The organism is Tissierella sp. (assembly GCF_032104385.1).
Classification (GTDB): domain Bacteria; phylum Bacillota; class Clostridia; order Tissierellales; family Tissierellaceae; genus Tissierella.
This window is the reverse complement of sequence record NZ_DAMCHJ010000002.1, coordinates 337,332-358,327: the sequence shown is the minus strand read 5'-3', so window position 1 is coordinate 358,327 and position 20,996 is coordinate 337,332. Positions and strand designations below refer to the sequence as shown.

General features: G+C 33.1%; 38 protein-coding genes. All 38 read left to right on the top strand.

What is annotated here, in order from left to right; all coding sequences use genetic code 11:
* The first annotated feature begins 395 nt into the window (after positions 1-395).
* On the top strand, positions 396-713 hold the full coding sequence (gene rpsJ, locus RT714_RS03825) for a 30S ribosomal protein S10 (protein ID WP_072976851.1): 318 nt from the start codon (positions 396-398) through the stop codon (positions 711-713).
* Positions 714-769: 56 nt separating this feature from the next.
* A complete protein-coding gene (gene rplC, locus RT714_RS03820) occupies positions 770-1,396 on the top strand; it encodes a 50S ribosomal protein L3 (protein WP_313756273.1) in 627 nt (208 codons plus the stop codon).
* Positions 1,397-1,423: 27 nt separating this feature from the next.
* Entirely contained in the window at positions 1,424-2,047 is a 624-nt protein-coding gene (gene rplD / locus RT714_RS03815; protein ID WP_313756272.1) for a 50S ribosomal protein L4, read from the top strand.
* Entirely contained in the window at positions 2,047-2,340 is a 294-nt protein-coding gene (rplW, locus tag RT714_RS03810; protein ID WP_072976858.1) for a 50S ribosomal protein L23, read from the top strand. The genes rplD and rplW overlap by 1 nt, the downstream gene beginning before the upstream one ends.
* A 25-nt stretch (positions 2,341-2,365) precedes the next feature.
* Positions 2,366-3,196, top strand: a complete 831-nt coding sequence (gene rplB, locus RT714_RS03805) for a 50S ribosomal protein L2 (protein ID WP_313756271.1) — start codon at positions 2,366-2,368, stop codon at positions 3,194-3,196.
* 26 nt (positions 3,197-3,222) lie between these two features.
* The gene (gene rpsS / locus RT714_RS03800) at positions 3,223-3,507 is read left to right on the top strand and encodes a 30S ribosomal protein S19 (protein ID WP_313756270.1); all 285 of its coding nucleotides are present in this window, start codon (positions 3,223-3,225) and stop codon (positions 3,505-3,507) included.
* Positions 3,508-3,527: 20 nt separating this feature from the next.
* Entirely contained in the window at positions 3,528-3,863 is a 336-nt protein-coding gene (gene rplV, locus RT714_RS03795) for a 50S ribosomal protein L22 (protein ID WP_313756269.1), read from the top strand.
* A gap of 17 nt (positions 3,864-3,880) precedes the next feature.
* Positions 3,881-4,549, top strand: coding sequence for a 30S ribosomal protein S3 (rpsC, locus tag RT714_RS03790; protein ID WP_313756268.1), 669 nt, complete (start codon positions 3,881-3,883; stop codon positions 4,547-4,549).
* A gap of 30 nt (positions 4,550-4,579) precedes the next feature.
* On the top strand, positions 4,580-5,023 hold the full coding sequence (gene rplP, locus RT714_RS03785) for a 50S ribosomal protein L16 (protein ID WP_072976869.1): 444 nt from the start codon (positions 4,580-4,582) through the stop codon (positions 5,021-5,023).
* On the top strand, positions 5,013-5,219 hold the full coding sequence (gene rpmC, locus RT714_RS03780; protein WP_072976872.1) for a 50S ribosomal protein L29: 207 nt from the start codon (positions 5,013-5,015) through the stop codon (positions 5,217-5,219). The genes rplP and rpmC overlap by 11 nt, the downstream gene beginning before the upstream one ends.
* Before the next feature lie 6 nt (positions 5,220-5,225).
* Complete coding sequence (rpsQ, locus tag RT714_RS03775) at positions 5,226-5,480, top strand: 30S ribosomal protein S17 (RefSeq protein ID WP_072976875.1); 255 nt, start codon at positions 5,226-5,228, stop codon at positions 5,478-5,480.
* 29 nt (positions 5,481-5,509) lie between these two features.
* Positions 5,510-5,878 carry a 50S ribosomal protein L14 gene (rplN, locus tag RT714_RS03770; protein ID WP_072976877.1) on the top strand — a complete coding sequence of 123 codons (369 nt, stop codon included), beginning with the start codon at positions 5,510-5,512 and terminating at the stop codon, positions 5,876-5,878.
* Positions 5,879-5,893: 15 nt separating this feature from the next.
* Complete coding sequence (rplX, locus tag RT714_RS03765; protein WP_313756267.1) at positions 5,894-6,208, top strand: 50S ribosomal protein L24; 315 nt, start codon at positions 5,894-5,896, stop codon at positions 6,206-6,208.
* Between the two features lie 26 nt (positions 6,209-6,234).
* Positions 6,235-6,777, top strand: a complete 543-nt coding sequence (gene rplE, locus RT714_RS03760) for a 50S ribosomal protein L5 (RefSeq protein ID WP_313756266.1) — start codon at positions 6,235-6,237, stop codon at positions 6,775-6,777.
* An 18-nt stretch (positions 6,778-6,795) separates the two neighbouring features.
* Complete coding sequence (locus tag RT714_RS03755; RefSeq protein WP_072976894.1) at positions 6,796-6,981, top strand: type Z 30S ribosomal protein S14; 186 nt, start codon at positions 6,796-6,798, stop codon at positions 6,979-6,981.
* 31 nt (positions 6,982-7,012) lie between these two features.
* Positions 7,013-7,408: a 30S ribosomal protein S8 gene (rpsH, locus tag RT714_RS03750; protein WP_094901939.1), complete on the top strand. Its 396-nt coding sequence runs from the start codon at positions 7,013-7,015 to the stop codon at positions 7,406-7,408.
* A gap of 33 nt (positions 7,409-7,441) precedes the next feature.
* Positions 7,442-7,981 carry a 50S ribosomal protein L6 gene (gene rplF / locus RT714_RS03745; RefSeq protein ID WP_313756265.1) on the top strand — a complete coding sequence of 180 codons (540 nt, stop codon included), beginning with the start codon at positions 7,442-7,444 and terminating at the stop codon, positions 7,979-7,981.
* Between the two features lie 16 nt (positions 7,982-7,997).
* Positions 7,998-8,360, top strand: a complete 363-nt coding sequence (gene rplR, locus RT714_RS03740; RefSeq protein WP_313756264.1) for a 50S ribosomal protein L18 — start codon at positions 7,998-8,000, stop codon at positions 8,358-8,360.
* 17 nt (positions 8,361-8,377) lie between these two features.
* Positions 8,378-8,884, top strand: a complete 507-nt coding sequence (gene rpsE, locus RT714_RS03735; RefSeq protein ID WP_132984115.1) for a 30S ribosomal protein S5 — start codon at positions 8,378-8,380, stop codon at positions 8,882-8,884.
* Positions 8,885-8,897: 13 nt separating this feature from the next.
* Positions 8,898-9,074, top strand: a complete 177-nt coding sequence (gene rpmD, locus RT714_RS03730; protein ID WP_313756263.1) for a 50S ribosomal protein L30 — start codon at positions 8,898-8,900, stop codon at positions 9,072-9,074.
* A gap of 18 nt (positions 9,075-9,092) precedes the next feature.
* Entirely contained in the window at positions 9,093-9,542 is a 450-nt protein-coding gene (gene rplO, locus RT714_RS03725) for a 50S ribosomal protein L15 (RefSeq protein ID WP_072976908.1), read from the top strand.
* Positions 9,543-10,817, top strand: coding sequence for a preprotein translocase subunit SecY (secY, locus tag RT714_RS03720; protein WP_313756262.1), 1,275 nt, complete (start codon positions 9,543-9,545; stop codon positions 10,815-10,817). It begins immediately after the preceding gene.
* 19 nt (positions 10,818-10,836) lie between these two features.
* A complete protein-coding gene (locus tag RT714_RS03715; protein ID WP_313756261.1) occupies positions 10,837-11,484 on the top strand; it encodes an adenylate kinase in 648 nt (215 codons plus the stop codon).
* Between the two features lie 70 nt (positions 11,485-11,554).
* Positions 11,555-11,836, top strand: coding sequence for a KOW domain-containing RNA-binding protein (locus tag RT714_RS03710; protein ID WP_313756260.1), 282 nt, complete (start codon positions 11,555-11,557; stop codon positions 11,834-11,836).
* 30 nt (positions 11,837-11,866) lie between these two features.
* Positions 11,867-12,085, top strand: coding sequence for a translation initiation factor IF-1 (infA, locus tag RT714_RS03705; RefSeq protein ID WP_072976916.1), 219 nt, complete (start codon positions 11,867-11,869; stop codon positions 12,083-12,085).
* Positions 12,086-12,101: 16 nt separating this feature from the next.
* A complete protein-coding gene (gene rpmJ / locus RT714_RS03700; protein ID WP_072976919.1) occupies positions 12,102-12,215 on the top strand; it encodes a 50S ribosomal protein L36 in 114 nt (37 codons plus the stop codon).
* 52 nt (positions 12,216-12,267) lie between these two features.
* Positions 12,268-12,630, top strand: a complete 363-nt coding sequence (gene rpsM, locus RT714_RS03695; RefSeq protein WP_072976922.1) for a 30S ribosomal protein S13 — start codon at positions 12,268-12,270, stop codon at positions 12,628-12,630.
* Between the two features lie 18 nt (positions 12,631-12,648).
* Complete coding sequence (rpsK, locus tag RT714_RS03690; RefSeq protein WP_072976924.1) at positions 12,649-13,047, top strand: 30S ribosomal protein S11; 399 nt, start codon at positions 12,649-12,651, stop codon at positions 13,045-13,047.
* A 15-nt stretch (positions 13,048-13,062) separates the two neighbouring features.
* Positions 13,063-13,686: a 30S ribosomal protein S4 gene (gene rpsD, locus RT714_RS03685; RefSeq protein WP_313756259.1), complete on the top strand. Its 624-nt coding sequence runs from the start codon at positions 13,063-13,065 to the stop codon at positions 13,684-13,686.
* Positions 13,687-13,754: 68 nt separating this feature from the next.
* Positions 13,755-14,702 carry a DNA-directed RNA polymerase subunit alpha gene (locus tag RT714_RS03680; protein ID WP_313756258.1) on the top strand — a complete coding sequence of 316 codons (948 nt, stop codon included), beginning with the start codon at positions 13,755-13,757 and terminating at the stop codon, positions 14,700-14,702.
* Between the two features lie 23 nt (positions 14,703-14,725).
* Entirely contained in the window at positions 14,726-15,067 is a 342-nt protein-coding gene (gene rplQ, locus RT714_RS03675) for a 50S ribosomal protein L17 (protein ID WP_216557440.1), read from the top strand.
* A gap of 399 nt (positions 15,068-15,466) precedes the next feature.
* On the top strand, positions 15,467-16,288 hold the full coding sequence (locus RT714_RS03670; protein ID WP_313756278.1) for an energy-coupling factor transporter ATPase: 822 nt from the start codon (positions 15,467-15,469) through the stop codon (positions 16,286-16,288).
* Positions 16,285-17,148: an energy-coupling factor transporter ATPase gene (locus RT714_RS03665; protein ID WP_313756257.1), complete on the top strand. Its 864-nt coding sequence runs from the start codon at positions 16,285-16,287 to the stop codon at positions 17,146-17,148. The genes RT714_RS03670 and RT714_RS03665 overlap by 4 nt, the downstream gene beginning before the upstream one ends.
* Positions 17,141-17,938, top strand: coding sequence for an energy-coupling factor transporter transmembrane component T (locus RT714_RS03660; RefSeq protein WP_313756256.1), 798 nt, complete (start codon positions 17,141-17,143; stop codon positions 17,936-17,938). Before RT714_RS03665 ends, RT714_RS03660 begins: the two co-directional genes overlap by 8 nt.
* Before the next feature lie 8 nt (positions 17,939-17,946).
* Entirely contained in the window at positions 17,947-18,684 is a 738-nt protein-coding gene (truA, locus tag RT714_RS03655) for a tRNA pseudouridine(38-40) synthase TruA (RefSeq protein ID WP_313756255.1), read from the top strand.
* A gap of 112 nt (positions 18,685-18,796) precedes the next feature.
* On the top strand, positions 18,797-19,225 hold the full coding sequence (gene rplM / locus RT714_RS03650; RefSeq protein WP_313756254.1) for a 50S ribosomal protein L13: 429 nt from the start codon (positions 18,797-18,799) through the stop codon (positions 19,223-19,225).
* Between the two features lie 25 nt (positions 19,226-19,250).
* Positions 19,251-19,643: a 30S ribosomal protein S9 gene (gene rpsI, locus RT714_RS03645; RefSeq protein WP_313756253.1), complete on the top strand. Its 393-nt coding sequence runs from the start codon at positions 19,251-19,253 to the stop codon at positions 19,641-19,643.
* 223 nt (positions 19,644-19,866) lie between these two features.
* Positions 19,867-20,601, top strand: a complete 735-nt coding sequence (cwlD, locus tag RT714_RS03640) for an N-acetylmuramoyl-L-alanine amidase CwlD (RefSeq protein WP_313756252.1) — start codon at positions 19,867-19,869, stop codon at positions 20,599-20,601.
* The last annotated feature ends 395 nt before the right edge of the window (positions 20,602-20,996 follow it).

The window sequence follows — 20,996 nt, the reverse complement described above, 5'->3', positions numbered from 1 at the left end:
CGTGAAGGTGGAAGAACAGTAGGATCTGGAGTTGTAACTAAAGTTCTTGAATAATTTTTAAGTTTAGACATAAAGTGGGGACCCGAAAATTAATGGGCCCCTGCTAATGTCTAAAGATATATAAAAAAACTTCAAAAAATTTAAGTTTATTAAAAAAAAGACTTGAGTTTTCACTGAGTTTATTATAAAATGTAGTAGTGTTCAATTTTAGACATTGCGATGATGCAAAAGGTGGCTGTTGAAAACAGGGAATTTTTGCTGAGAATGTCCGGTTATAAATCGGGCGACTGGAATTGCCGTTATTTATTAAAAAAATAACAACACGCCCGGAGGTGTGGATCGGCAATGCCAAGTCGCATGTAACAAAACAGCATGCGATAGAAGGAGGGAATTAAATGTCAAATAATGGTAAACAAAAAATAAGAATTAGGTTAAAGGCTTATGATCATGAGCTTTTAGATGCATCAGCTCAAAGAATAGTTGAAACTGCTAAAAGAACAGGTGCTACTGTTTCAGGTCCGGTGCCATTACCAACTGAAAAGGAAATTATTACAATATTAAGAGCAGTTCATAAGTATAAAGATTCTAGAGAGCAATTTGAGCAAAGAACTCATAAGAGATTAATCGATATCTTAAACCCGAATCAAAAGACTGTGGATTCACTTATGAAGTTGAATTTACCTGCGGGAGTAGATATTGAGATTAGATCATAAGGATATTTATATGATTACTTAAAGTAATCCGCTGTAAGATAATAGGAGGTGTAGTAATGAAAAACATAATGGGAAGAAAAATTGGAATGACCCAAATTTTTAAAGAAGATGGATCTGTGGTTCCAGTAACAGTTGTTGAAGCTGGTCCTTTAGTTGTTGTTCAAAAGAAAACTGTTGAAATAGATGGATATAATGCAATCCAAATTGGATTTCAAGATATAAAGGAACAAAGAATAAACAAGCCTATGAAAGGTCATTTTAATAAAGGCAATGTAGCGTATAAGAAATACTTAAAAGAATTTAAAGTGGAAAATCCAGATGAATATGAAATAGGTCAGGAAATAAAAGCAGATGTATTTGCTGAAGGTGATTTAGTTGATGTTATTGGTGTTTCTAAAGGTAAAGGAACACAAGGCGTTATAAAGAGACATGGATTTGGTAGAGGAAGAGAATCCCACGGTTCTAAATTCCATAGAGCTCCAGGTGGTATGTCAGCAGGTACTTACCCAGGAAGAGTATTCAAAGGCCATAGAATGGCTGGAAGAATGGGAAATGAAAGAGTAACTGTACAAAATCTAGAAGTAGTTAGAGTAGATGCTGATAAGAATCTAATCCTTATAAAAGGTGCAATTCCAGGACCGAAAAAAGGGATAGTAACTATAAAAGAAACGGTTAAAAAGTAATAATTAAGGCGGAAAGGAGGATGCAAAATGCCTAAGGTAAATGTTTATAACATGTTAGGAGAACAAGTAGGAGAAATTGAGTTAGATGAGAATATATTTGGTATTGAAGTAAACCAACATGTAGTTTATGAAGTTGTAAAAAACCAACTTGCTAATAAAAGACAGGGAACACAATCTGCTAAAACTAGAGCAGAAGTAAGAGGCGGTGGCAGAAAGCCTTGGAGACAAAAGGGTACAGGTAGAGCTCGTCAAGGAAGCATTAGAGCCCCACATTTCACAGGTGGTGGAGTTACATTTGCACCAAAACCAAGAGATTACAGCTACAGTGTACCTAAGAAAGTTAGAAGACTTGCAATGAAATCTGCACTAACTTCAAAGGTTTTAAATAATGAAATAATAGTAATAGATGAAATAAACTTTGATGCTCCAAAAACTAAGGATATGGCTAATTTCTTAACTAAAATAAATGCAGATAAGAAAGCTTTAATAGTTATGGGAGAAAAGAATGTAAATGTTATAAAATCAGCAAATAACATTCCGAATGTACAAACTGCTCTTGTTAATACATTAAATGTTTATGATATATTAAAATATAATTCATTTATTATAACTAAAGATGCAGTAAGAAAAGTGGAGGAGGTGTATGCATAATGCGTAATCCACACGATATTATCATCAGACCAATAATAACTGAGAGAAGTATGGATGATATGGCATATGGTAAATATACTTTTGTTGTTGATAAAAGAACAAACAAGGCCGAAGTAAAAAAAGCTATAGAAACTATATTTGATGTAAAAGTTGAGAAGGTTAGTGTAATGAATATGCTTGGTAAAGTTAAAAGACAAGGAATTCATTCAGGTAAAAGACCAGATTGGAAGAAAGCTATAGTAAAATTAACGGAAGATTCTAAGAGAATAGAATTCTTCGAAGGAATGGAATAGAAATTTCATAGAAGGAGGGAAAACGATGAGCGTTAGAAAATTTAAAGCAACTTCCCCTGCACTTAGACAGATGACAGTTTCTACATTTGAAGAGATAACAAAAAAAGAACCAGAAAAATCACTACTTATTAACTTGAATAGGAGTGGTGGAAGAAACTCACAAGGTAGAATCACTATTCGCCATAGGGGTGGTGGAGCTAAGAGAAAATATAGAATAATAGATTTTAAAAGAGATAAAGATGGTATACCAGGTCGTGTTGCTGCTATTGAATATGATCCAAATAGAACAGCTAATATAGCGCTTATTAATTATGTTGATGGTGAAAAAAGATATATTTTAGCACCACATAATTTAAAAGTTGGAGATTTAATAGAATCTGGTGAAAATGCGGACATTAAAATAGGTAATGCGTTAAAATTAAAAGATATTCCAGTGGGTACAAATGTTCATAACGTAGAGTTGCAACCAGGAAAAGGTGGTCAGCTTGTTAGATCAGCAGGTGCATCAGCTCAATTAATGGCAAAAGAAGGAGAGTTTGCACAATTGAGATTACCTTCAGGAGAATTTAGATTAGTTAGACTTAATTGCCGTGCAACAATTGGTCAAGTAGGTAATATATCTCACGAGCTTATTACAATAGGTAAGGCTGGTAGAACTAGACATATGGGTATTAGACCAACGGTTAGAGGTAGCGCAATGAACCCTGTAGACCATCCACATGGTGGTGGAGAAGGTAGAGCTCCAATAGGTATGCCTGCACCATTGACTCCATGGGGTAAACCTGCGATGGGACTAAAAACTAGAAAGAAAAGTAAAAAATCAGACAAATATATCGTGAGAAGAAGAACTAAGTAGTTAAATATCTGAAAGGAGGAGTAATCATGGGTAGATCTCTTAAAAAAGGACCCTTTTGTGATGACCATCTTCTTAAAAAAGTAGAAGAGTTAAATAAAAATAATGATAAAAAAGTTATTAAAACATGGTCACGCCGTTCAACTATATTTCCAGAAATGGTTGGTCATACAATAGCAGTACATGATGGAAGAAAACACGTGCCTATATATGTTACAGAAGATATGGTAGGGCACAAACTAGGTGAGTTTGTTCCAACGAGAACATTTAGATCTCATGTTGATAAAAATGAAAGGTCATCTGGTGTAAGATAAAGGAGAAGGAGGGAAATATAGTGGAAGCTAGAGCTATAGCCAAATATATACGAATTTCACCACTAAAGGTAAATTTCATATGTAAAGAAATTAGAGGCAAACAAGTAGATGAAGCTTTATCAATTTTAAGATTTACACCTAAACAAGGTGCGAGAGTTCTTGAAAAAGTTTTAACATCTGCAATTGCTAATGCTGAAAACAACTTCAATATGGATAGAGATAATCTTTTTGTAGCTGATGCCTATGCAAATGATGGTCCACATATGAAAAGATTTAGACCTAAAGCAAGAGGTATGGCTTATCCAATATTAAAGAGAAGTAGTCATATAGGAGTAGTCGTAAAAGAAAGAGACTAGAAAAGGAGGGATAGTTAATGGGTCAAAAGGTTAACCCACATGGTTTAAGGGTCGGAATAATTAAAGATTGGGATTCAAAATGGTATGCTGATAAAAAGACTTTTAATGAATATTTAGTTGAAGACAATAAGATACGTGAATTTGTTAAGAAAAAACTATTCATCTCTGGTATTTCTAAAATTGAAATTGAAAGAGCTGCTAATAGAATTAAACTTACAGTATATACAGCTAAACCAGGAATGGTTATAGGTAAAGGTGGTTCTGGAGTAGAAGAACTAAGATTAGATATTGAAAAAATGACTAAAAAGTCTGTAGTTGTAAATGTTGAAGAAATTAAAATTCCGGAGCTAGATGCTCAATTAGTTGCTGAAAACATTGCTTCACAACTTGAGAGAAGGGTTTCATTTAGAAGAGCAATGAAACAAGCAATCCAAAGAACTATGAGATCTGGAGGAAAAGGAATTAAAACTTCAGTATCAGGAAGACTTGGTGGAGCAGATATGGCTAGAACAGAAGGATATAGTGAAGGAACAATACCTCTACAAACGTTAAGAGCTGACATAGATTATGGTTTTGCTGAAGCGGATACTACTTATGGAAAGCTTGGAGTAAAAGTATGGTTATATAAAGGTGAAGTTCTTCCTACTAAAAAGGTAGAAAAAGTAGAGAAAACTGTAGAAGAATAGAAAAAATTCCGTAGGAAGGAGGAAAATAAGATGTTAATGCCTAAAAGAGTAAAATATCGTAGAGTTCATAGAGGAAGAATGAAGGGAAAGGCTACTCGTGGAAATACGATTACTTATGGAGAATTTGGTTTGCAAGCATTAGAGCCAACTTGGATTACTTCTAATCAAATAGAGGCTGCAAGACGTGCTATGACAAGATATGTTAAGAGAGGCGGTAATGTTTGGATTAAAGTATTTCCAGATAAGCCAGTAACAGAAAAGCCTGCTGAAACACGTATGGGTTCTGGAAAAGGTTCACCTGAGTATTGGGTAGCAGTAGTTAAACCAGGTAGAATCTTATTTGAAATGGGCGGAGTATCAGAAGAAGATGCTAGGGAAGCAATGAGACTAGCTGCACATAAATTGTCAATAAAGACAAAGTTTGTTACTCGCGAGGAAACGCAAGAAAAGGGTGGTGAAGCTAATGAAGATTAAGGAAGTACGCCAATTATCAGAAGTAGAGTTAAATAACAAGCTAACAGAGTTAAAAGCTGAATTATTCAACTTAAGATTTCAATTGGCTACTGGTCAATTAGATAATCCATTAAGAATAAAGGCAGTTAGAAAAGATATAGCTCGTGTTAAAACAATAGTGAGAGAACGAGAATTAGGTATAGGAAAGGAGGTTTAATCTTAGATGGAAAGAGGAAATCGTAAGGTTAGAATAGGTAATGTTGTAAGCGATAAAATGGATAAGACAGTAGTTGTTGCTGTTGAAACTTTCGTAACACATCCTTTATATAAGAAACAAATAAGAAAAACCACTAAGTTTAAAGCTCATGATGAGAATAATGAGTGTGGCGTTGGCGATATCGTTAAAATAATGGAAACCAGACCACTTAGTAAGGATAAAAGATGGAGAGTAGTAAATATAGTAGAGAAGGCTAAATAGTCCTTTTAACTTGGAAGGGAGGTATTCGGATGATTCAAACGGAAAGCCGTATGAGAATAGCTGATAATTCAGGTGCTAAAGAAGTATTAGTTATTAGAGTATTAGGTGGAACAAATAAAAAATATGCTAGAGTTGGAGACATAGTAATTTGTACTGTTAAAACAGCAACACCTGGTGGAGTTGTTAAAAAAGGTGAGGTAGTAAAAGCTGTTGTTGTAAGAACTAAGCATGGAGTTAGAAGAAATGATGGCTCTTACATCAAATTCGATGATAATGCCGCTGTTATTATAAAAGACGATAAGAACCCAGTAGGTACTCGTATATTCGGACCTGTTACTAGGGAGCTTAGAAGAGGAAACTTTATGAAAATAATATCCTTGGCACCGGAAGTACTATAGGAGGAGGTGTAAAGCATGCATGTAAAGAGTGGAGACACAGTAGTTGTTATTGCTGGAAAAGATAAAGGAAAAAAAGGGAAAGTGCTAAGAGTATTTCCTAATGAAAATAGAGTAATAGTTGAAGGCGTAAACATGCTTACAAAACATAAAAAAGCACAAGGTCCAACAGTCCCAGGCGGAATAGTTAAGATGGAAGGTGCGATAAATGCATCAAATGTGATGTATTATTGTGAGAAAGATAAAACTGGAGTAAGAGTTGGCCATAACTTACTAGCTGATGGAAGCAAAGTAAGAGTGTGTAAAAAATGTGGAGAAGTTCTAGATAAATAGTCTAATGTGGAAAGGAGGTAATAGGAATGGCTTCCAGATTAAAAGAAAAATATACAAATGAAGTAGTAAATGCATTAATGGAAAAATTTCAATATGGAAACATAATGGAAGTACCAAGACTTGAAAAAGTAGTAATCAATATGGGTATTGGAGAGGCGAGAGATAACCCAAAACTACTTGAATCAGCAGTAAAAGAATTAGAAATGATTGCAGGACAAAAACCTGTTATAACTAAGGCTAAAAAATCAATAGCGAATTTTAAGCTACGTGAAGGTATGAATGTAGGTACTAAGGTTACTCTTAGAGGAGACAAAATGTACCACTTTTTAGATAAATTAATGAATATTGCATTACCAAGAGTTAGAGACTTTAGAGGAGTAAGTGATACTTCTTTTGATGGTAGAGGAAACTATGCATTAGGAATTAAAGAACAGTTAATATTCCCTGAAATTGAATATGATAAGGTTGAATCTATTAGAGGATTAGATATCATAATCGTAACTACAGCAAAAACTGACGAAGAGGCAAAGGCGTTTTTAGGACTAATGGGTATGCCCTTTAAAAAGTAGAGAAGGAGGGAATTTTTTTTGGCAAAGAAATCTATGGTTGTTAAACAACAAAGAAAACAAAAATTCAGCAGTAGAGAATATAATAGATGTAAAATATGTGGAAGGCCTCATGCTTATTTAAGAAAATATGGAGTATGCCGTATTTGTTTTAGAGAATTAGCATACAAAGGTCAAATACCTGGAGTTAGAAAAGCAAGCTGGTAGCAACAAGCTTATGAAAGGAGGTAGCTAAATTATGATGACAGACCCAATTGCAGATATGTTAACGAGAATAAGAAATGGAAACAATGCGAAGCATGATTCTGTTGATATTCCTGCTTCAAACATAAAAAAACAATTAGCTCAAATCCTACTAGATGAAGGATTTATAAAAGGCTATGATGTAATAGATGATGGGAAACAAGGGATTATAAGAGTAGATTTAAAATATGGTAAACATAACGAAAAGGTTATATCTGGAATTAAGAGAATTTCAAAACCAGGTCTTAGAGTATATGTAAAATCTGATGAAGTTCCAAGAGTACTAGGTGGCCTTGGAATAGCAATACTTTCCACTTCTAGTGGTATTATGACTGATAAAGTTGCTAGAAAAGAAGGAGTAGGCGGAGAAGTTATTTGTTATGTTTGGTAATAAATAGCTAAATTATGTGAAGGAGGTGCACTCATGTCAAGAATAGGATTAAAACCAATTACTATCCCAAATGGCGTGGAGATTAAAATAAATGATAATAATTTAGTTGAGGTAAAGGGTCCTAAAGGACAATTATCTGAGAATATAAATACTGATATGGAAATAAAGATAGAAGATGGTGTGCTAACAGTTGCTAGACCAACTGAAAATAAAAAGCATAAATCTTTACATGGTTTGTCAAGAACTTTGATTTCAAACATGATAATGGGAGTTACAGAAGGATATTCAAAAACTTTAGAAATAGAAGGTACTGGATATAGAGCTGCAAAACAAGGAAATAAACTAGTGTTAACATTAGGATATTCCCATCCAGTAGAGTTAGAGGATCCTAAAGGAATCGAAGTAGAGGTGCCAGCAGCAAATAAAATTATTGTTAAGGGTATAGATAAACAACTTGTAGGAAACTACGCAGCTAATATAAGAGCATTTAGAAAACCAGAACCTTATAAGGGTAAAGGTATTAAATATGCTGGCGAAATAATAAGACGTAAGGTTGGTAAGACTGGTAAGTAGAAGGGAGTGAAAAACATTGTTTAAAAAGATAAATAAAAATGAAAATAGAAAAGCAAGACATTCAAGAGTAAGAAAGAAAATCAATGGAACTCCTGATAGACCAAGACTTAATATCTATAGGAGTGGAAATCATATATATGCTCAAATAATCGATGATTCAGTAGGTCATACATTAGTTTCAGCTTCCACATTAGATAAATCTCTTAACCTTACTTCTACTAGCAATAAAGAAGCTGCAAAACATGTTGGAGAAATTGTTGCCAAAAAGGCATTAGAAAAAGGTATAGAAGAAGTAGTATTTGATAGAGGTGGATATATTTATCACGGAAGAATAAAAGAACTTGCTGAATCTGCAAGAGAAGCTGGACTTAAGTTCTAATAGAAGGAGGGGAATTAATGGAACGTTCATATAAAGACGGAAGTGAATTAGAATTAAAAGAAAGAGTTGTTAGCATCAACCGTGTTACTAAAGTTGTAAAAGGTGGTAGGAACTTTAGATTTAGTGCCTTAGTTGTAGTAGGAGATGAAAACGGAAACGTTGGAGTAGGAATGGCTAAAGCCTTAGAAGTACCTGAAGCTATTAGAAAAGCTATTCAAGATGCTAAGAAACATATAATATCAGTTCCTCTTGTTGGAACTACAATACCACATGAAGTTATTGGAGAATTTGGAGCAGGAAGAGTATTATTAAAACCATCTAAAGAAGGTACAGGAGTTATTGCTGGTGGAGCAGTTCGTGCTGTATGTGAATTAGCTGGTATAAGAGATATAAGAACAAAATGCTTAGGAACAAATAACCCAAGAAATGTTGTTAATGCTACAGTAGAAGCTCTAAGGGGACTTAAAAGAGCAGAAGATGTTGCAAAATTAAGAGGAAAAACTGTAGAAGAAATATTAGGCTAGGGGGGATTTTAGGATGGCTATGATCAAAATTAAGTTGGTTAAAAGCCCTATTGGAAAACCAGAAGCTCATAGGAAAACAGTAGAGGCTCTTGGATTCAAAAAGATTGGTCAAGTAGTGGAAAAGAATGATACCCCTCAAATTAGAGGTATGATACATCAAGTAGACTACATGGTTGAAATACTAGATTAGATTTAAGGAGGTGTAACTATGAAACTAAATGATTTAAGACCAAATGTTGGCGGAGGAACTAAAGCTAAAAAAAGACTAGGAAGAGGTATTGGTTCTGGTCTTGGAAAGACATCTGGTAAAGGTCATAAAGGTCAAAACTCAAGATCAGGCGGTGGAGTTAGACCAGGGTTTGAAGGTGGCCAAATGCCATTATTTAGAAGAATGCCAAAACGTGGCTTTACTAATATATTTGCAAAAGAATATGCCATAGTAAATATTGAAGAATTAAATAGATTCCCAGAAAACACAGTTGTTACTCCAGAACTTTTATTCAATGAAGGAATAGTAAAAAAAGGAAAAGCAAAAGATGGAGTGAAGATACTTGGAGATGGAGAAATTAACATCAAGCTTACTGTACAGGCACAAAAATTTAGTAAAACTGCCGCTGAAAAGATCGAGGCTGCAGGAGGAAAGGTAGAGGTGATATAAATGCTTTCGACCTTAAGGAATGCCTGGAGGATACCCGAGATTAGAAAGAAAATTATATTCACGTTATTAATGCTATTGGTTTTTAGATTAGGCTCAAGCATACCTGTTCCATATATGAATAAGGATATTATAGCTGATATATTCGAAAAGACTAAGGGTGGAATATTACAATTCCTTGATTTAATGGGCGGTGGAACCTTAAGTAACTTTAGCATATTTGCTACTAATATATATCCATATATTACAGCATCAATAGTAATTCAACTTCTTACTATAGCTATTCCTAGATTGGAAGAATTAGCTAAAGAGGGAGAAGAAGGAAAAAAGAAAATAACAAAATATACTAGATATACAGCTATGGGATTAGCATTAATTCAAGCCATAGGATATACTTTTGGATTTTTTAGTTCAGCATTAGAGACTATTAATGCTTTGCAAACTACAATAGTTATAATTACTATGGTAGCAGGTACTGCATTTTTAATGTGGATAGGAGACATGATAACTGAAAAAGGAATCGGTAATGGTATATCACTTATAATATTTATAGGGATTATATCTAGATTACCTAAAGATTTAATAAATACATTTAACCTAATAAGTATAGGTGAATTAAGTGCAATAAAGGTAGCTATTTTTGCTATAGTATTTTTAGTTATCATTGCATTTGTAGTTGCATTACAAGAGGGAGAAAGAAGAATTCCAGTACAATATGCTAAGAGAGTAGTTGGAAGAAAAATGTATGGTGGACAGTCCACTCATATACCTGTAAAGGTGTCAATGGCAGGAGTAATGCCTGTAATCTTTGCGTCATCTTTGCTTGCCTTCCCACAGACAATTGCATTATTTACTAAGGGTTCTCCTTCAGCATGGATAACTAAATATCTAACACCACAAGGCAATGTAGGTGTTTGGATATATTCTATATTAAATATTCTGTTGATTATGTTCTTTACGTATTTTTATACGGCTATTCAATTTAATACTGTAGAATATGCAAAGAATTTACAGCAAAATGGTGGTTTTATTCCAGGTATTAGACCAGGAAGACCAACATCTGAACATTTAAATAGAGTTGTAACTAGAATTACATTTGTTGGCGGATTATCTTTAGCGGTTTTAGCATCTTTACCAATTATTTTATCTAAGATATTCCATATGCATGTTAGCTTTGGAGGAACAAGTATAATAATAGTTGTAGGGGTTGCATTAGAAACTGTTAAACAAATGGAAGCACAAATGTTGATGAGACATTATAAAGGATTTTTAAATTAAGCTATAGGAGATGATTATTTTGAGACTAATCTTATTAGGGCCACCTGGTGTAGGTAAAGGAACTCAAGCATCAGCTATAGTAAAAAAATATAACGTACCACATATTTCAACTGGAGATATATTCAGAGCCAATATCAAAGATGGAACTGAATTAGGAAAAAAGGCCAAAGAATATATGGATAAAGGTCTTTTAGTACCAGATGAACTTGTGGTTTCAATTGTGAAGGATAGATTGACTAGAGAAGACTGCGTCCACGGGTTTCTTTTAGATGGATTTCCAAGAACTATAAATCAAGCGGAGGCTTTAGACAAGGAACTTATAAAAATGGGTATAAAACTTGATAAAGTTGTTAATATTGATGCAGACAAGGAAATTTTAATTGAAAGAGCTGTTGGTAGAAGGATTTGTAAAACATGTGGCTCATCTTATCATATTAAATTTAATCCACCTAAGGTTGAAAATTTATGTGATATAGATAAGGGAGAATTATTTCAAAGAGATGATGATACTCATGAAACAGTGGCTACTAGGATAGAAGTATATCTTAATCAAACACAGCCACTAATTGATTATTATCAAGAAAAAGGGATAATACTTAATGTAGATGGGACTAAACCAATAAACGAAGTCTTTGAAACTATAGTGAAAGCTTTGGAAGATAAATAATGAGGAAGGTAATACCTTTCGTAAAGGAACCAGCGTTTTTAATAAGCTATTATAAAGAGGTGAATTTATAATGGATTTAAGTGACGACATAGCCGTCGGTCAGGTGGTTAAGTCGAGAGCTGGAAGGGATAAAGGAAAAGTTTTCTTAGTACTGGACATTATAGACAGTCAAAATGTATTGATTGTAGATGGCAGTTTAAGAAAACTTGACAATCCAAAACAGAAAAAGTTAAAACATTTGATTATTTATAATACTGTTTTATCCGAACTACAGTATAAATTAGATAATAAAATTAAAATTAATAATGCATATATAAGAAAATTATTAGAACCTTTCAATAAGAGTTTCTAAATTTGTTTGAACAGGAGGTTCGAAAACCTAATGTCTAAATCTGATGTTATTGAAGTTGAAGGTACGGTAGTAGATGCTTTACCTAATGCTATTTTTAAAGTAAAGCTAGAAAATGGTCATGAAATATTAGCCCATATTTCTGGAAAATTGAGAATGAATTATATAAGGATACTTCCTGGAGATAAGGTAACAGTTGAACTGTCACCCTATGATTTGACTAGAGGCAGAATAACCTGGCGAAACAAGTAGCATAGGAGGGATTTAAATGAAAGTAAGACCATCAGTTAAGAAGATATGTGAAAAATGCAAAATAATCAAAAGACACGGAAAGGTCATGGTTATTTGTGAAAATCCAAGACATAAGCAAAAACAAGGTTAATAGAGAGGTCACTATTTTGCGAATGTATTTATTTTAGGAGGTGTAAACATTAATGGCAAGAATAGCAGGTGTTGACTTACCAAGAGACAAGAGAGTTGAAGTTGGTTTAACATATATATTTGGTATTGGTAGACCAAGAGCAAATGAGATATTGGCAAAGGCTGGGGTAAATCCAGACACTAGGGTAAAAGATTTAACAGAGTCTGAAGTAGCAAGCCTTAGAGCTGTTATAGATGGTTATCATGTAGAAGGTGACTTGAGAAGAGAAGTTGCTCTAAATATAAAAAGACTTAGAGAAATAAATTGTTATAGAGGTATGAGACATAAAAGAGGACTTCCAGTAAGAGGCCAAAGAACTAAGACTAATGCTAGAACAAGAAAAGGTCCAAAGAGATTGGTATCTAAGAAGAAGTAGGTAAAGGAGGGAAATTAAGTGGCAGCTAAAAAAGGCAAAGTAACTCGTGTTAGAAGAAGAGAACGTAAGAATATAGAGAGAGGTCAAGCACATATCTCATCAACATTCAACAATACTATGGTTACCCTAACAGATTTACAAGGTAATGTATTGTCATGGGCTAGTGCTGGACAATTAGGTTTTAGAGGTTCAAGGAAATCTACTCCTTATGCAGCACAGCAGGCAGCTGAAGAAGCAGCTAAAAAAGCTATGGAACACGGATTAAAGAGTGTAGAAGTATACGTTAAGGGACCAGGTTCAGGAAGAGAAGCAGCAATTAGGTCTTTACAAGCAACGGGATTAGAAGTAAATATGATTAAAGATGTTACTCCTATTCCTCATAATGGATGTAGACCACCAAAACGTAGAAGAGTTTAATAGGAGGTGTAGTAGATGGCAAGATATACAGGTCCAGTTTGCAGACTGTGTCGTAGAGAAGGTATGAAACTATTTCTTAAGGGAGATAGATGCTATACAGACCAATGTGCAGTAGCTAAGAGAAACTATGCACCAGGACAGCACGGACAATCAAGAAAGAAAGTAACAGAATATGGAATGCAGCTTAGAGAAAAACAAAAAGTTCGTAGATTCTATGGAATTTCTGAGTCTCAAATGGTTAAATATTTTATAATGGCAGATAAAATGAGAGGAATAACAGGTGAAAATCTACTTAAAATACTTGAGCTAAGATTAGATAATGTTGTATATAGAATGGGTTTTGCATCATCAAGAGCAGAAGCAAGACAATTAGTTACACATGGTCATTTCTTAGTTAATGGTTCTAAAGTAGATATACCATCTGTAATTCTTTCTGTTGGAGATGTTGTTGAGATAAAAGAAAGAACTAGAGGAAGCGAAAAAATTAAGAGTTTAGTAGAAAATCATAATGGCAACACTGTTAAATGGATAAGTGTGGATATTGATCAATTAAAGGGTAGCATAGTAGCTGAACCAACTAGAGAGGATATAGATATACCAGTAGAAGAACACTTAATCGTTGAGTTATATTCTAAATAATAGTATTCATAACAAAATCAGTTGCCCTCGTACTTTAACAAACCAAATTTTAAGGAGGGTTAATGTTAATGATAGAAATTGAAAAACCAAGAATTGAAATTCTAGAGTTGAGTGATGATGAGAGTTATGGAAAGTTTATGGTAGAGCCACTAGAGAGGGGCTATGGTACAACCTTAGGAAATTCATTGAGAAGAGTGTTGTTATCTTCATTACCAGGTGCAGCGGTATCTTCAATAAAAATTCAAGGAGTGCTACATGAATTTTCAACTATACCAGGTGTATTGGAAGATGTACCAGAAATAATATTAAATATAAAGGGTCTTGCAGCTAAAATATACACTGATGAACCTGTAACCTTGAGGATTGAGGCACAGGGGTCTCAGGTTGTAACAGCAGGAGATATTATTACAGGTCCAGATGTGGAGATCATAAATAAGGATCATCATATTGCTACCGTGAATGAAGATGGTAATCTATACATGGAACTTGAATTAGTAAAGGGTAGAGGCTATGTAGTAGCCGAGAGAAATAAAAAAGAAGGTCAACCAGTAGGCGTTATACCCGTTGACTCTGCATTTACTCCAGTGAAGAAGGTAAACTTTGCAGTAGAAAATACAAGAGTAGGTCAGATTACTGACTATGATAGATTGATTCTAGAAGTATGGACAAATGGAACTATGGATCCTGATGAAGCCACTTCTTTAGGAGCAAAAATACTTACAGAACACTTAAATCTTTTTATTGGGCTAACTGAACATGTTAGTGAAGTTGAAATAATGGTGGAAAAAGAAGAGGACAAGAAAGAAAAAGTTCTTGAAATGACTGTTGAAGAGTTAGATCTTTCAGTACGTAGTTATAACTGTTTGAAGAGAGCAGCTATAAATACAGTAGAAGAATTAACACAAAAAACAGAGGAAGACATGATGAAAGTAAGAAATCTTGGTAAGAAATCCCTTGAGGAAGTACAAAGAAAACTTGCTGAATTAGGATTGAGTCTAAAGAAATCTGATGAGTAACAAGGCATGAAGGAGGGATAAATGTGACAACGTTAAGAAAACTTGGTCGCCCTACAGATCAAAGAAAAGCAATGCTTAGAAATCTAGTAACATCCTTGTTGAGAACCGGAAAAATAGAAACAACAGTTACTAGAGCTAAGGAAACAAAAAGAATGGCAGATAAAATGATAACCTTAGCAAAAAGAGGAGATTTACATGCTAGACGTCAAGTTTTAGCTTATGTATATGATGAAGATGTAGTAAAAAAACTATTTGATGAAATAGGACCAAAGTATCAAGAGAGAAACGGTGGCTACACAAGAGTATTAAAAGTTGGACCTCGTCGTGGAGACGGAGCAGAAATGGCTATATTAGAACTAGTATAAAGGGTAGGGGATTAAGTTTAAGCTTAGTCCCTTTATTTTATGACCTAACCCGATTTGCGTTTTTTGCAAATCGATGGTAGGTCAAACGCAATGAGCACCAAATCTATGTGAGCGAAGCGAGCAAATAGATTTGAGTTGCGAAACTGCGTAAACAACCCAGCATTAACCAACAGAGTTAATTGAAGCCATCTAAACCTGATATAGGTCAAAGGCAACGAGAACCAAATTCATATGAGCATAGCGAGTAAATAAACTTGAGTTGCGAAACTGTGAAATGTTAATCAAATTTAAGCTATAAAACTGTAAGATTGTGAATTGTAGATTGAATTAAGGGTATCCTTATGTTATATTAGATAATGGAAATAATAAATAATTAGAGGTATAACTATGAACAATACAATGATAAAAATCGAAGAGGTTACCTATGAATATAAATCATTAATAGACGATAGTATACAAAAGGCTGTAAAAGAACTTAACTTAGAGGTTAAGAATGGAGAATTTTTAGTAATTCTAGGTCATAATGGCTCGGGTAAATCTACTTTAGCTAAGCTTATGAATGGACTTTTAATGCCTACAAATGGAAATGTTTATGTAATGGGTATGAATACTAAAGATACAGAAAGAATATGGGAAATAAGAGAAAAAGCAGGGATGGTATTCCAAAATCCAGATAACCAAATAGTTGCCACAATAGTAGAAGAAGATGTGGCCTTTGGACCAGAAAACTTAGGCATATCTCCATTAGAAATAAGAACTAGGGTAGATGAAGCTTTAGAAGTAGTTGAAATGACAGAGTATAAAAAACATGCACCTCATCTTTTATCAGGGGGGCAAAAACAAAGGATTGCTATCGCTGGAATTTTGGCTATGGAGCCGGACTGTATTATTTTAGATGAACCAACAGCCATGTTAGACCCCATAGGTAGAATAGAAGTAATGAACACCATAAAGAAGTTAAATAAAGATGAAAAGAAGACAATAGTTTTAATTACTCACTATATGGATGAAGCTGTAGAGGCTGATAGAATCCTTGTAATGGAGCAAGGAGAAATAGTCATGGAAGGAACACCAAAAGAAGTATTTAAACAAGTAGATAAAGTTAAAGAATTAGGCCTAGATGTACCACAGGTAACTGAATTAGTATATGAATTAAGAAAAGAAGGATTAGATATAAAAGAAGACATACTATCTATAGAAGAACTGGTGGAATTATTATGATGATGAAAATAAATAATTTAAATTATATATATAATCCAAATACTCCCTTTGAAAAAAAGGCTCTTGACAATATAAATCTAGAAATAGATGAAGGAGAATTTATAGGATTAATAGGTCATACAGGTTCTGGCAAATCTACATTTGTACAACATTTGAATGGACTGATAAAACCTACCTCAGGCAATATTATAATAGATAATATAAATATAACTACAAAGGATGCCAATCTAAAGGAAGTTAGACAAAAAGTAGGTCTTGTATTTCAATATCCAGAGCACCAATTATTTGAGGAAACTATATATAAGGATATTGCCTTTGGTCCAAAAAATTTAAGTCTTAGTGAAGAAGAAATCTATGATAGGGTAAAAGAATCTATGGAGTTAGTAGGTTTGGATTTTGAGGAACTGAAAGATAGATCTCCATTTGAATTAAGTGGTGGACAAAAGAGAAGAGTAGCCATAGCAGGAGTAATAGCTATGAAACCTAAGATATTGGTTTTAGATGAGCCAACAGCAGGATTGGATCCTAGAGGTAGAGATGAAATCTTAGGTGAAATTCAGAAACTTTATCAAAAAGGTGGCATTACAATAATATTAGTATCTCATAGTATGGAAGATGTGGCAAAATTAGTAGGCAGGATACTTGTAATGCATAAAGGTAAATTACAAATGGATGGCAGTACTAGAGAAATCTTTAGAAAAGCAGAAGAATTAGAAAGTATAGGTCTAGGGGTTCCACAAATAACCAAGTTTATGAAAAGATTTAAGGAAAAGGGAAATGACGTTAAGGACGATGTATTAACAGTAGATGAAGCTAAGGAAGAAATATTAGAGTTTTTAAGGAGAAAAAAAGATGCTTAAAGATATAACAATAGGTCAATATTTTCCTGGGAATACTATAATTCACAAATTAGACCCAAGAGTGAAGATAATTATAATCTCATTATTTATAGCATCTCTGTTTTTCATTAATACCTTTATTCCATATATATTTATATTGAGTTTTATCCTTATTGTAGTTAAGATATCAAATGTGCCATTAAAATTTATTTTAAAGGGAATAAGACCACTTTTATTCATAATACTAATAACTTTTTCTATCAATATTTTTATGACCAAGGGAGAAGTATTATTTGAAATAGGACCTTTAGTTGTAACTAAAGAGGGATTATATTTAGCTGTTTTTATGGCATTAAGATTAATCTTTTTAATTACGGGAACTTCCCTTCTTACCCTTACAACATCGCCCATAGCATTGACTGATGGAATAGAAAAACTATTGATACCATTAAAGAAAATTGGATTACCAGCTCATGAATTAGCTATGATGATGACCATAGCTCTAAGATTTATTCCCACTCTATTAGAGGAAACTGATAAAATAATGAAAGCTCAAATGGCAAGAGGTGCTGACTTTGAATCTGGGAATATATTGAGCAGAGCAAAAAATTTAGTTCCATTATTAGTTCCTTTATTTATAAATGCTTTTAGAAGGGCTGATGAACTTGCTACAGCAATGGAAGCAAGGTGTTATAGAGGTGGAGATAATAGGACTAGGTTAAATGAGTTAAAGCTAGAAAAAACAGATATAATAATATTAATATCTATGATTATATTTTTTGGATTTATTATAAGTATTAAATATATATAGGGGTAATTATGAAAAATATTAAGCTTATTATTGAATATGAAGGGACAAATTATTCTGGATGGCAGAAACAAGAAAATGCTATAACAATACAAGAAAAATTAGAAGATGCTATAGAAATATTAGTAGGAGAAAAAATAAAGCTTATTGGTTCTGGGAGAACTGACGGTAAGGTTCATGCATTAGGACAGGTTGCAAACTTTTTAACCACATCAAGTATTCCAGGGGAGAAGTATAAATATGCCCTAAAGTTTTTATTACCTGATGATATTACTATTATAGAATCAGAGGAAGTAGATTTAAAATTTCATTCAAGATTTGATGCTATAAAAAAGAGATATAAATATATAGTATATAATGGAGAATTACCAAGAGCTATATATAGAAATTTCTCCTATCATGTACCCTATGATATTGATATAAATAAAATGATAGAAGCTTCACAGCATCTAATAGGAACTCATGATTTTTCCTCATTTATGGCTGCTGATTCAGAAGTTAATAGTACCATTAGAACAATCTATGATGTATCTATAAAAAAGAATAAAGAGCTAATAGAGTTTAGTATAGAAGGAAATAGTTTTTTAAGAAATATGGTAAGGATAATTGTGGGTACATTACTTTACATTGGATTTGGGAAAATTGATGGGGATAAATTACCTAAGATAATTCTAGATAAGAAAAGAAAAGGAGCAGGACCTACAGCTCCACCACAAGGATTATTTTTAGAAAAAGTATATTACTCTTAAAAAACGTCTTGACATAGATAATTACTTGTATTAGAATATATTAGAGTGTTTAAAAAAGCCCCGGAACTTTTTTAATTTTGACTACTCAACGTCGGTATAAGGAGGGAAAATGATGAAAAGCTTTATGGCTAAAACAAACGAAGTTGATAGAAAATGGTATGTGATAGATGCAGAAGGCAAAGTATTAGGAAGATTAGCTACAGAGGTAGCTACAATATTGAGTGGAAAAAATAAGCCAATATATACTCCTCATGTAGACACTGGTGACTTTGTTATTATAATAAATGCAGATAAAATTAAATTAACTGGTAAAAAATTAGAACAAAAAAGTCATTTCTACCATACTGGATATCCAGGAGGCGGGAGAGAAATATCATATAAAAGAATGATGGAAGAGAAACCAGAAATGGCTATTGAATTAGCAGTAAAAGGTATGCTTCCTAAAAATAGTCTAGGAAGAAAGATGATTAAAAAGTTAAAAGTTTATAGTGGAGCAGAACATAATCACGAAGCTCAACAACCTGAGATATATGAATTTTAATGCTCACGAGAAAGGAGGACTGTAAGTGGCTAATATACAATTTTTGGGAACAGGAAGAAGAAAGACTTCTGTAGCAAGAGTTAGATTGGTACCAGGAAATGGTAATATTACTATAAATAAAAGAGATATAGATGAATATTTTGATTATGAAACTTTGAGAGTAGTTGCAAAAGAACCACTTGTTATCACTGAAACTATGGATAAATATGATGTTTTAGTAAATGTTGAAGGCGGTGGATTCACAGGTCAAGCTGGTGCAATTAGACATGGTATAGCAAGAGCACTAATTGAATCAGATGAAGAGTTAAGACCTATACTTAAAAAGGCAGGACATTTAACAAGAGATTCAAGAATGAAGGAAAGAAAGAAATACGGTCTTAAGAAAGCAAGAAGATCACCACAATTTAGTAAGAGATAGTTGGAAGCACTGGATAGCCAGTGCTTTTTTTATGACCTAATACAGCGAACGTTAGTAAGCTGATGTAGGTCAAACGCAATGAGCACCAAATTTATGCGACCGATAGGGAGCAAATAAATTTGAGTTGTGAAACTGCGTAATATGCCTAAATAATTTATCTGTTTTTCCTTGGAATATACTTTGTATAATTACAATATATTTCTATAGGAGGGGATAAGAAAAGATGAAATTACTTATTATCAAAAAAAGATATATTAGAATATTGATATTGGTACTCTTTATAACTTTAATCTTAATCTATAGTTTATTAAAGCAATTTAGAACCATGCCAGTAAGTTATTTGCCAATATCAAATAAGATTATCGCTATAGATCCAGGTCATGGAGGTGTGGATCCAGGGGCAGTAAGTAAAAATGGAATTAAAGAAGACGAGATAAATTTAGCTATATCATTAAAATTAAAACGGCTGATTGAACAGAGTGGTGGAATAGTTTTTATGACTAGGACAACAGATAAGGCTTTGTATACATCGGAGTCTAAGACTCTTAGGCAAATGAAGACAGAAGATTTAAAAAAGAGAAAAGAAATTATAGAGAATAGTGGTAGTGAAATACTTATATCCATACATTTAAACAGTTTCACCAGATCATCTTACTATGGAGCTCAGACATTTTATAAAAATGGTTCTTTAGAAGGAGAAAAATTAGCATCTATAATACAAGAAGAATTGAGAAATGTATTGGATAAAAATAATAAAAGGCAGCCACAAAAAAGAGATGATGTATATATATTAAATGAAGTTAGTATTCCCACTGCACTAGTTGAGTGTGGCTTTCTATCAAATACAATAGAAGAAAAGTTATTAGTAGATGAATCATATCAGGAAAAAATAGCTTGGTCAATATATGTAGGGGTAATGAATTATTTTAATAACATAGATATAAATCATGAATTTTAAGATGTTGATAAAAATTGTGGATAAGCTTAACAATTGTGAATAATTGATAATGGAGATTTATGGATATTAGAGAAATTAATACTTAGGAGAGAATAAAGAGTTTACATAAATTATCCACGGATGATTGTGGATAATGTGGATAAAGTGAATTAAAAATAAGTTGCTAAATTTTTGTCAATTATATAAAATGCCATTTAACATTGGAAACACCTCATTTACAAGATTTAAATTAAGTAATTTCAACTTAATAACGGTATTGCATATTTTTAACTCCTCTTGTATAATTAAGGCATACTACAATATCATAACAACTACTTATCTATGAATAAAATCAGTTTAAATTTTAGATAATAGGGTAAGATATTTGTAGATATGAAAAAATAAGGGAAGGAGTG

Coding starts and splice junctions, on each gene's coding strand:
- rpsJ (WP_072976851.1), top strand. CDS start 396: ATGTCAAATAATGGTAAACAAAAAATAAGAATTAGGTTAAAGGCTTAT.
- rplC (WP_313756273.1), top strand. CDS start 770: ATGAAAAACATAATGGGAAGAAAAATTGGAATGACCCAAATTTTTAAA.
- rplD (WP_313756272.1), top strand. CDS start 1,424: ATGCCTAAGGTAAATGTTTATAACATGTTAGGAGAACAAGTAGGAGAA.
- rplW (WP_072976858.1), top strand. CDS start 2,047: ATGCGTAATCCACACGATATTATCATCAGACCAATAATAACTGAGAGA.
- rplB (WP_313756271.1), top strand. CDS start 2,366: ATGAGCGTTAGAAAATTTAAAGCAACTTCCCCTGCACTTAGACAGATG.
- rpsS (WP_313756270.1), top strand. CDS start 3,223: ATGGGTAGATCTCTTAAAAAAGGACCCTTTTGTGATGACCATCTTCTT.
- rpsC (WP_313756268.1), top strand. CDS start 3,881: ATGGGTCAAAAGGTTAACCCACATGGTTTAAGGGTCGGAATAATTAAA.
- rplP (WP_072976869.1), top strand. CDS start 4,580: ATGTTAATGCCTAAAAGAGTAAAATATCGTAGAGTTCATAGAGGAAGA.
- rpmC (WP_072976872.1), top strand. CDS start 5,013: ATGAAGATTAAGGAAGTACGCCAATTATCAGAAGTAGAGTTAAATAAC.
- rpsQ (WP_072976875.1), top strand. CDS start 5,226: ATGGAAAGAGGAAATCGTAAGGTTAGAATAGGTAATGTTGTAAGCGAT.
- rplN (WP_072976877.1), top strand. CDS start 5,510: ATGATTCAAACGGAAAGCCGTATGAGAATAGCTGATAATTCAGGTGCT.
- rplX (WP_313756267.1), top strand. CDS start 5,894: ATGCATGTAAAGAGTGGAGACACAGTAGTTGTTATTGCTGGAAAAGAT.
- rplE (WP_313756266.1), top strand. CDS start 6,235: ATGGCTTCCAGATTAAAAGAAAAATATACAAATGAAGTAGTAAATGCA.
- rpsH (WP_094901939.1), top strand. CDS start 7,013: ATGATGACAGACCCAATTGCAGATATGTTAACGAGAATAAGAAATGGA.
- rplF (WP_313756265.1), top strand. CDS start 7,442: ATGTCAAGAATAGGATTAAAACCAATTACTATCCCAAATGGCGTGGAG.
- rpsE (WP_132984115.1), top strand. CDS start 8,378: ATGGAACGTTCATATAAAGACGGAAGTGAATTAGAATTAAAAGAAAGA.
- rpmD (WP_313756263.1), top strand. CDS start 8,898: ATGGCTATGATCAAAATTAAGTTGGTTAAAAGCCCTATTGGAAAACCA.
- rplO (WP_072976908.1), top strand. CDS start 9,093: ATGAAACTAAATGATTTAAGACCAAATGTTGGCGGAGGAACTAAAGCT.
- secY (WP_313756262.1), top strand. CDS start 9,543: ATGCTTTCGACCTTAAGGAATGCCTGGAGGATACCCGAGATTAGAAAG.
- RT714_RS03710 (WP_313756260.1), top strand. CDS start 11,555: ATGGATTTAAGTGACGACATAGCCGTCGGTCAGGTGGTTAAGTCGAGA.
- infA (WP_072976916.1), top strand. CDS start 11,867: ATGTCTAAATCTGATGTTATTGAAGTTGAAGGTACGGTAGTAGATGCT.
- rpmJ (WP_072976919.1), top strand. CDS start 12,102: ATGAAAGTAAGACCATCAGTTAAGAAGATATGTGAAAAATGCAAAATA.
- rpsM (WP_072976922.1), top strand. CDS start 12,268: ATGGCAAGAATAGCAGGTGTTGACTTACCAAGAGACAAGAGAGTTGAA.
- rpsD (WP_313756259.1), top strand. CDS start 13,063: ATGGCAAGATATACAGGTCCAGTTTGCAGACTGTGTCGTAGAGAAGGT.
- RT714_RS03680 (WP_313756258.1), top strand. CDS start 13,755: ATGATAGAAATTGAAAAACCAAGAATTGAAATTCTAGAGTTGAGTGAT.
- RT714_RS03670 (WP_313756278.1), top strand. CDS start 15,467: ATGATAAAAATCGAAGAGGTTACCTATGAATATAAATCATTAATAGAC.
- RT714_RS03665 (WP_313756257.1), top strand. CDS start 16,285: ATGATGATGAAAATAAATAATTTAAATTATATATATAATCCAAATACT.
- RT714_RS03660 (WP_313756256.1), top strand. CDS start 17,141: ATGCTTAAAGATATAACAATAGGTCAATATTTTCCTGGGAATACTATA.
- truA (WP_313756255.1), top strand. CDS start 17,947: ATGAAAAATATTAAGCTTATTATTGAATATGAAGGGACAAATTATTCT.
- rplM (WP_313756254.1), top strand. CDS start 18,797: ATGAAAAGCTTTATGGCTAAAACAAACGAAGTTGATAGAAAATGGTAT.
- cwlD (WP_313756252.1), top strand. CDS start 19,867: ATGAAATTACTTATTATCAAAAAAAGATATATTAGAATATTGATATTG.